Raw genomic sequence first — 8,813 nt, 5'->3', positions numbered from 1 at the left:
CGGTTTCAATCCACGCTCCCGCACGGGGAGCGACGTAGTGCAAAATATATAAGCAACTACAGCTATAAATAAGCTATCTTTTGCGATACAAAAAAATCAAACCAAGTTAGCTTAACAAAAAATACTCTAAAAAAACAAAAGTTCATATATTTCAAATACTGCGAAACCTACTCAATTTCCATGAGAGCTATACGTTCGCACTTGAAATAAACAATAATCTTTAAACCATTATAAAACCTTCGGGGTTATAAGCGGGCTTTGCTCCAAAGTGTTCTACTCTATTTTTCCAATTACTGCCAAGAAAATAATACCTTAAAGAATCTGTTTGGGCATTTACAATTTTTTCAAGCGTATTTTTTAAAAGTTGAAATTGTGCAGGGTCTAAGAGGCATTCAAAAACAGAATTTTGTACACGCTGTCCGTGATCAACGCAGGCTTTTGCAACCTTACGCAAGCGTGTTTTACCTTCATTATTTTCAGTATTTACATCATAAGCGATAAGAACCATCATAAATTTACCTTTAATATAACATATTGAAACTGTTAAAAATAAATGACACAATAACTGTCTGTTGAGTTTTAAACTATAAATTATTTCCAAAAAAATGGTGGATAACCATCAATATCATCACGCAAATAACGAGCTAACAACATTGATTGCACAAAAGGTACAAGCCCTATTTTAATTTTTTGATTTAAAAACGGGTGTAAAATCTCTTCTTGCTTTCTTTTGTGTAGAGTAGACAAAACCGTATTACGTGCTTCATCTTTAAGGATAACTCCTCCATTTTCTTTCAGAATAAAATCTTTATAACTTATTTGTTTCCGATTTATAAGAGAAAGCACTAAACGATCAGCTAAAACTGGTCTTAACTCTTCCATTATATCTAAAGCGAGAGAAGCCCGCCCCGGTCTATCTCTATGTAAAAATCCTACATAAGGGTCGAGTCCTACACTTTCTAAAGCAGATTTTACATCATGGGCAAGCATTGTATAAACAAAAGATAATAACGCATTAACAGGGTCTTTAGGCGGTCGTTTACTGCGTTGATTCATAAAAAACTTATCTTTTTCTACAAGAATAAGCTCACTAAAAACAGAAAAATAACAGCGTGCAGCATCACCTTCTATACCGCGTATTGTCTCAAGGTTATCCGCCTTTAAAAGACTATTCTTAGCGTCAACAAGTTTGGCAGAAACATCGTTTAAAATAGAAACAGACACGGTCTGTTCATGGTCTCTAACGGCTCTTTGTAATACTGTTTTGCAATTTAAGATTTTTGCAGCGATACAATTACAAGCAATTTTCAAAGCTGTTTCGTTTGAAGAGTTTTGATACTGCTTTTTACGCAATAAAACATTGCCTTGAGTCGGACCGTTGACACGAGCTAAAAACTTTCCGTATTCATTATGAAAGGACAGACCGACTCCCATTTTAGCACACAAATACATCAAAGCAGGGCTAGCACCCGCATAGCCAAAACTCACAATACTTTCTAAGGTATGAATAGGTAAACGCAGTTTTTCTTTTCCCTCAACCTGTACAACTATGTTTTCCCCATCTTTTGCAAGATAAGCATCAGGAGAAGTAACGAACAAAGTATTTAAAAGTCGTCTGATAAGCCACCCCCTTCTTCTAAACAACTGTTAATATAACTTTTAACCGTTGTTTTAGGCATTTTAGGCAGGCATAAATCATAAAGAGAACATGCCTTACATAATTTTGTATACTTTGCCTTTGGCGTTTGTCCAAGCTGAAACAAATAATGCATTCTTTCAGCTAATTTTTCTGTTTTATTTCTAAGATCGCTGTCAAATTCAATATTATCACGCCGTTTTATTTCATTATAAAAAAATGAACCTTTTTGAATTGTGATTGAAAACATTTCTTCAAGACAGATTGTTTGTGCCATGAGTTGAATTTTATCAATATCAGTTATTTTAGGCTTTCCACGTTTATATTCTATAATAAAAGGCCGCCAAAAGCCGTCTTTGCCTGCTATTTTAATAGCATTATCAGCCGTTTTAACTTGGTGAAATTCTACGACATCAGCCACACCCGAAAGCCCTAAGCGAAACGATTGTATAGGCATAGCACGAGAGATGATAACCCCGTTTCGTGTTTCCACTAGACTAGGGTCATCAACTCTTTCATGCAAAATATTACCTTGGACAGTTAAAAGGTTTTCTGTCCATTGCTGTTCTATATGGATTAACGCCCATTGACGCTCACAAAACGCCAAATGTTGTAAACCGGAAAGAGCCAGCAAATCATCTTCTGAATACATTAGTTTTAATCCACATTTCAGTATAAGGAGCAACACCCATCATGAGTTTTGCTTAGAGTTTTTCTATAAGTTCTATTCCTGTCGGCAAATTGTTTTTGTCTATATCTACAAGATAATCACTCCATTTTCTGGGTAATTCGACTTGTTTTTCAACAGTTACTCTCTCAAAAAGTTCACCCGAACGAGCGTTTCCTAAGTGGCTTTGATGTTTAAATATAATTAATTTACGAGGATTCATTTCGCCTCTGGCGGCCGCTCTATCGTGTTCAAAAGCGTTTAAAAGTGCCTCCCACAAGAGTTCTAAATCTTCCTCTGTAAATCCACTTTTACCCGCATCAACCGCAGAAACAAAACCGTGCATACGATAAAGGGCATAAGGGACTGTTGCTTTACGCCCAAAAGTAGAGGCAAATTCACGCCCTTCTTGTTTTTTAGCATCTTCTTCAGTCGTAACAGCACAACGGGTTAAAGAGTGTTCCGCCTGATAAATTCTATCTTCTGAACGAGAAAAGGTAAATTGCACAGGACCACGCACTGTGCCAGCGGGGTTTTTCCCCGTGCTCATCACTGCACCAAAGGTACGAATATCATAAAAATCTTTACACAGATCTTTTTGTCTTTCGTCTAACTTTTCACCTTTAGCAGCTTCAATTGTTGTGTTTAAGGCTGTTCCCTGGCGAATAAAAATATTATATGGTGATTTAAAATCATGTTTTAGTTGTACATAATTTCTCACCTTACGTTTAATACAAACGTCAGTAACCAGACCCTCTTGATTTTCTACATCGACACGAGGAAGGTTCGCTTGATCAGGGTCGCCATTAGGGTTGCCATCTTTAACATCATATAAAAATACAAAGTCATACCTATTATTAATTGCGTTAGACATATTCTACTCCTTTGTAGTAGTGGTTTCAGCGTTATCAGCATCTTTCTTGCTAAATTGAGCTTGTTTTTGATGATAATAGCCAATGGCAAAACGCCCTTGATCTTCTAGGCTAAAAATAGCGGGAAACTCTTTAATGTTTAAACAAATTTCACCTAAATCTTTATCTAGATTAAAAGCAAAACCGGGTTTTTCACCACGCAATTTAGCTAAGTGATGAGAAGCCATTTTAAAGAGTCGCCCAAAAGTGGCGGAAGGCGTTGTTGAAGCTGCCGAGAAAAAACGGTCTCTGATTGGTGCGTTTAGTTCTTTACCTAAAGCGGCAGATTGCACTCTTTCAAGTACAGCAAAAATCCTGCCCGCATTATAGGCGACGTTTGTGTTATCTGTATCCAGCTTTTCTTTCATTTTGCATACCTCTCCTTTTTCTCTTCTTCGGTTTAAAATCAATTTTAACAAAGCGACCCGTGCGGGAGTAACATTGCCCTCTTCCATTCTAATACGTCGTAAAATTCTATCTAATAAAGTTTTTGGAGGCATTTTATTGGTTAAAGCACATTGCCATAACGTGTTGCTAGCTCGTCCTATAAAATCGTCTTTTTTATCTAATTTATAAAACTCCGAAGAGTCTTTTCTATGCACACAACAACAATTTGCGAGTTCTCTAATTGAAAACAATTTCTTTTTTTGCTCTTTTGTATCAAAATCATAGTCTTCAATGCGTATATCTTCAAACCACGTTTTAATATTCGCACGCAAGTCTGAGGTATTAGTTTCTATCCAAGTCCTAACGGCAATACGAGCAGCGGCACCAGATAAAATACAAGAATAAAAACGGTCAACATCAACACTTTTTAAGCTTTGTTCTTTAGCCGACCAAGGGCTATTTATTATAAGCCCAACGGCTTCGGCGTTGGGGACGGAATTAAAACTAGGTTGCGGTTGTGAAAAGAAAGCTTCAATATCATCACGATTATCTTCGGGGTTATCAAGATATTCTATTTCTTGGACATTAGCATTACTTCGAGTCCAATAAATCATTGCTGTATCTGATGCCAAATTTTTACGGTTTGAATATTTAAAATATTCTTTGGGCTTACCTTTTGCATCTTCTTTTATTTCCGGCACACCATTATTCAGTAAGTAATTTAAACCTTCAACATAGTTTCTCGCACACGCTGTACAGATAGAAGAATTTTCATTGCCTTTGAAGCCATAGGATTCATAAGCATTTTTATTATATGAAACAAAAGCACAACCAGACATTTGCCCATCTGGCACTCTTTTAATCATACCGTGCGGTTCTGCTACAACAGGGTGATCCGCCTTACCACAAATAGAACAGAGCTTTGTTGTTTGTTTACTTTGTTGGCCTTGTTCAAAACGCTCAATAATAGCTTGAATTACATCAGCTTGTTCATGGATACGTTTTAAACTGCCGTCATCTCCACTTAACAAAAAAGCGATATTACCTAAATCTTTTTGTTTTTCGGGCAGTGCTTCAAAGTATAGTTTAGCCGCATTCAGCCCAGCTTCTTTATTTTCATTATAAAAGAGTAAAACAGGATGGATAGAAGATACATCTTTATATTCATTTAGTTTTGTTAAATATAATTCATGCTTTTTAGCTTCAAGCTCTAGAGTTTCTTCTACTTTATCTAACAAAAGTCTTGCTTTACCTTTTTTAGAAGATAAGGCTTCTGCTTTTGTATTTTTTTGCTGTTTTTTATCATGGATAACAAACGTTTTAAAATTTCCCTGTGCGTCGATAATTAAATCTGTCCCAATTTTTTCTTCTTTAAGTGCATTGCTGTCTTCGGGTTTACGAACATGATGACTTCCATATGCTACTAATTCATTAAGCATTTGCCCGCTCCTTGTTTAACTCTTCTGCCTCCTGTTTATCATAAAACGCCATTAACTCTTGTATACCCGCTGTGCGTTTTGGTCTAAGATGGCTCGAACTCATCAGCTTTTCATTTAAAATACCGTTGGCGTTTTTAGCCTGTTCACAATCTAAGACTCCGTTAATAATTGCCATATCGTAGGCAAATAAAGGCTGTGGCTTGCCTGCTGGGTCATAATACATATCATAAAATAAACTACCTATAGGTATAGTTTCTAAAATAGGTTGGTCATTTGGGTTAGGCGTATAAAACTCACAAGCAAATTCACGAGTCCCCAAATAAGGCCTTCTAAAACACTGCCCTTTGGCTACTCGTCTATTAAACATTTCTACATATTTGATAGGCGGATTTTTTACATCAAAGGTATCTTGAAAAACAGAGGCTTCAATAATATAAGCCACATCTTTAAGAACAATGCTATTTCTCAGATCTCTTTCATCTTCAATAATAAGAGGCTTTGCATTCTGCTTACTCTTTAATTCATTACGTTTTATAGAAAAATATTGAACTGGCTTAAGAATAAGAATGCGTCTAACATACCATTTAAATTCAGGTTTCCATAGGATACAATCTAATATTCCTCTGGCGGCTGATGGCGTCATACAAGGATAGCTCATTCTTTCTACTTTTAAATCTGGTCTAGTGAAACAAGCAAATTCCCCGGTTATTTTTACTCTGACTATTTGTTCATCTAGTATTACTGACATATTGTCTCCATCTTTTAAAGTTAAGTACGTTCTCTCATCGTGTTATTAAACATAATATTTTATCTATAAAAAGTAAAACAACTTATACAATAGTACATATTTTGATTTAAACAAAAAGTGTTTCAAGGTTTTGATTGTCTATATCAAGACCAAGTGTCTCATTATATTTACCGTCCCAAACAATAACGCCGTTAATCTCTCGATATAGACCTTTTGTTTTTTGAAAAAAATTGGGGTATACTTGTACTGAATATACTTGGAGTTTTCTAAAATCTGAACGTGAAGGTTTTAGTCCTAAACTTTGTTTTTCTTCAATTTTGCGATATAATTCTTTGCTTTCATCATTATATTGATAGATAAAAATGCTTTGCGTCGCATTATCTATTAATTTATACATGCTATTAACTTTTTCAAAGTCATAAGCTTCACGCACAGGTGTAATTTTTTTTGTTTCAATATAAAGCGACATAACCTGTTGGTAGTAATTTTTAAAAAAACTATATTCATCTAACCGTTGAACATTATCTTTTATTAATAGCTTCGCTAATTCCATTTCTGTTTTATATGCACCGCTTGGATAAATGGCATTTTCAAGCTCAAACAGATAAACTTCACCTTTTTGTGCCATGCTACCTTCTCGATTACAACGACCTGCGGCTTGAATAATGGACTCTAAAGGGGCTATCGCTCTAAACACACACGGAAAGTCAAAGTCAACGCCTGCTTCTATAAGTTGAGTCGAGACAACAAGAATTTTTACTTTATTTTTTAAATCAGCTCGAATATTTTCTATGACAGCTTTACGATGCACAGGACACATATTTGTGGATAGATGATAAGATTTTTCCCAGTTTTTCATAACACTTAGCGACAGATAAAAATCTTTAGTAATCTGTTTAGTATTAAAAATAACTAACGTTGACTTACCCCTTTCGCCTGTTAAAATCACCTGTGTTTTTAAATCGTCTATGGAGAGTGGATTTAGCTCATTAAGCAAGTTGAAATTAACTCTTTTAGTTTTATTAAACAGCTCTTCAGCATTATCTACTAATGGTATTAGGCGTTCAACTCCATTAAAGTTTTCATGTTTTTCAAAGGCGGGCATGGTGGCTGTACAAAATACAAAGCTCGTATTCATAACTTTTTGTACATCTTTAAGCATATCAAGCGTAGGCAGAACTAATTCTTTGGATAAAGTTTGTACTTCGTCTAAAATCACTACTGAATTGGCGATATTATGTATTTTTCTAGATTTTGAAGGTTTATTGGAAAACAAAGATTCATAAAATTGTACTGTTGTTGTAACTATTATGGGATAATCCCAATTTTCGCAGGCGAGTTTTTTCTTATCTGTTTCTTCGTTTATACTCTTTGTTTCTTCCTTATTCTCTTCATTAAAACTAGCATGATGTTCTAAAATATTATCTTCACCAAAATATTTTTTTAATAATGCCGCCGTTTGGTCAATGATATTTACATAAGGTAAAACAATAATAATACGTTTAAGTTTATTTGCCCTAGCGTGTTCTAATGCCCAATGAAACGAGGTTAGTGTTTTGCCTAGTCCTGTGGGTAAATTAAGAGAATAAAAATCTACCTTTCCATTTGCTTTTTCTAAGGCCTGTTTTCTGGCTTGATTTCGTAAGACATTAATTTCTTTTAGACTTGCTTGATGGCTTTCAAATCCCTGAAAAATAGCCTCAATTTGTTTTAAACAATTTTCAAGGTCTAGTTTTTTACCACCACGCAACTCAGCTTTATCAGGTGAAAAATGCGACTCTGTATCTAACCAATCGGCATCAGTTAAACACGAAAAAATAAATCGTGTAAGTAACTCTCTTTCTAATTTGTTGTAGCTACACGCCTTTAATTCAGCAAGTAAATCACGTAGTGCTTGTACAAATTCTTTATGCCGAATACTCATATCTGTTAAAAAAAGCTTATATAACTCCTGCCATTTTTTATCTTCACCCTTATCTACGTCAACAACAGTATCTTCTTTCTCCCAAGCTATACTGTTTTCTAGCCCTTTGTGATGCCCATTGATGCAAAAAGACAGTTCATGACAATCAAGTTGGCGTGCGACGATTGCACCCCAACGGGCATGAGGCACAGAACCTCTTTGACCACCATTTTTTAAATAAGCTTGAAACTCTTCTTGATATTTGCCAAGGTCATGTAACAACGCCACAAGGCTAAGCATTTTTTCTTGGGTTTTGTTATTAGCAAAAGTTTTAATCAGTTTTTGAGTGTTAGTTAAATGATCTTTTAATAAATGAGTATTACCATCTCTATTTTCAGAATGGGCGAGATAAGAATGCGTCATGTAATGACCTCGATGCTAAGTAGCTGTTTACAAATCAAGTTGTATCTTTTATGACTAGCCACAAACTTTAGGATAAAAGACTAAATATAGTCTTTTATGCATTATATAAAGATTTTTTACTGGTGATGCAAGTATATTAACTATTATATTGCGTCATATGTACTGAAACATTAAGGTTTGGAGATATTTTTAGGGGTATACTAAAACAATAAAAACATTTTATTAGTATAAGAGTGTTATCTGGAAAAGACTATTCATTCCTCGTCTGTTTTATCATCAAGGATACTCAAAACGGTGGCAATAGCTTTTTGTTCATTGTTTTTATAGAGTCAATTTTTCCATTAGTAATAGAAACCTGTATCCAAATACAAAATTTCTTCATATTTAAATGGCTCTCCCTCAAAGACGGGGGCAGGTAGAAAAAATCTAATAAAAAAGACATACTGCCATAAAGCGGTATGCCTAACAGGGCAAAACGCGATTCCGACCAAAGAAAGGAGATCGCCCTGTGGAAAGAATTCTAATCGGTTTGCCAGAATTTACAATAGAAAATGTTGTTTCCGCCAAACCCGTGGTATTACAAGTTTCTTGGATGGGACAGGCTGTTTGCCCGCATTGTGGCAGCAAGCAACTGCGTATCAAGGATAGTTTTTGGAGAAGCATAAAAAATATACCATTGCGTGCAAGTCCTTCGTCTTT

Annotated in this window: 8 protein-coding genes; 1 reads left to right on the top strand and 7 read right to left on the bottom strand. The window is 35.2% G+C overall.

What is annotated here, in order from left to right; genetic code table 11:
- Positions 1–220: 220 nt before the first annotated feature.
- The 7 genes from cas2 to BT999_RS12130 all read right to left on the bottom strand — a co-directional run bounded on the left by cas2 (position 221) and on the right by BT999_RS12130 (position 8,114).
- Positions 221–511, bottom strand: coding sequence for a CRISPR-associated endonuclease Cas2 (gene cas2, locus BT999_RS12160; protein WP_072698054.1), 291 nt, complete (start codon positions 509–511; stop codon positions 221–223).
- A gap of 80 nt (positions 512–591) precedes the next feature.
- Positions 592–1,599 (bottom strand): type I-C CRISPR-associated endonuclease Cas1c, encoded by a 1,008-nt coding sequence (gene cas1c, locus BT999_RS12155; RefSeq protein WP_245791021.1) that lies wholly within the window; start codon positions 1,597–1,599, stop codon positions 592–594.
- Between the two features lie 5 nt (positions 1,600–1,604).
- The gene (cas4, locus tag BT999_RS12150) at positions 1,605–2,288 is read right to left on the bottom strand and encodes a CRISPR-associated protein Cas4 (protein WP_072698056.1); all 684 of its coding nucleotides are present in this window, start codon (positions 2,286–2,288) and stop codon (positions 1,605–1,607) included.
- A gap of 52 nt (positions 2,289–2,340) precedes the next feature.
- Positions 2,341–3,177, bottom strand: coding sequence for a type I-C CRISPR-associated protein Cas7/Csd2 (gene cas7c / locus BT999_RS12145; RefSeq protein ID WP_072698053.1), 837 nt, complete (start codon positions 3,175–3,177; stop codon positions 2,341–2,343).
- A gap of 3 nt (positions 3,178–3,180) precedes the next feature.
- Positions 3,181–5,040 (bottom strand): type I-C CRISPR-associated protein Cas8c/Csd1, encoded by a 1,860-nt coding sequence (cas8c, locus tag BT999_RS12140; RefSeq protein ID WP_072698052.1) that lies wholly within the window; start codon positions 5,038–5,040, stop codon positions 3,181–3,183.
- The gene (cas5c, locus tag BT999_RS12135) at positions 5,033–5,788 is read right to left on the bottom strand and encodes a type I-C CRISPR-associated protein Cas5c (RefSeq protein WP_084650712.1); all 756 of its coding nucleotides are present in this window, start codon (positions 5,786–5,788) and stop codon (positions 5,033–5,035) included. The genes cas8c and cas5c overlap by 8 nt, the downstream gene beginning before the upstream one ends.
- Positions 5,789–5,894: 106 nt before the next feature.
- Positions 5,895–8,114 carry a CRISPR-associated helicase/endonuclease Cas3 gene (locus BT999_RS12130; RefSeq protein ID WP_072698051.1) on the bottom strand — a complete coding sequence of 740 codons (2,220 nt, stop codon included), beginning with the start codon at positions 8,112–8,114 and terminating at the stop codon, positions 5,895–5,897.
- Between the two features lie 508 nt (positions 8,115–8,622).
- Between BT999_RS12130 and BT999_RS12125 the strand changes: the two genes are divergently transcribed.
- Positions 8,623–8,813, top strand: a 191-nt coding sequence (locus BT999_RS12125; protein ID WP_425429662.1) for a hypothetical protein, incomplete at its 3' end; no start/stop codon positions are given.

This window comes from Desulfovibrio litoralis DSM 11393 (genome assembly GCF_900143255.1).
GTDB classification, from domain to species: Bacteria; Desulfobacterota; Desulfovibrionia; order Desulfovibrionales; family Desulfovibrionaceae; genus Frigididesulfovibrio_A; species Frigididesulfovibrio_A litoralis.
This window is presented reverse-complemented; position numbering and strand designations above follow the sequence as displayed.

What these genes read in the sequence shown, in the direction of transcription:
- cas8c (WP_072698052.1), bottom strand. Translation starts at nt 5,040, where the DNA reads ATGCTTAATGAATTAGTAGCATATGGAAGTCATCATGTTCGTAAACCC.
- cas2 (WP_072698054.1), bottom strand. Translation starts at nt 511, where the DNA reads ATGATGGTTCTTATCGCTTATGATGTAAATACTGAAAATAATGAAGGT.
- cas4 (WP_072698056.1), bottom strand. Translation starts at nt 2,288, where the DNA reads ATGTATTCAGAAGATGATTTGCTGGCTCTTTCCGGTTTACAACATTTG.
- cas7c (WP_072698053.1), bottom strand. Translation starts at nt 3,177, where the DNA reads ATGTCTAACGCAATTAATAATAGGTATGACTTTGTATTTTTATATGAT.
- BT999_RS12130 (WP_072698051.1), bottom strand. Translation starts at nt 8,114, where the DNA reads ATGACGCATTCTTATCTCGCCCATTCTGAAAATAGAGATGGTAATACT.
- cas5c (WP_084650712.1), bottom strand. Translation starts at nt 5,788, where the DNA reads ATGTCAGTAATACTAGATGAACAAATAGTCAGAGTAAAAATAACCGGG.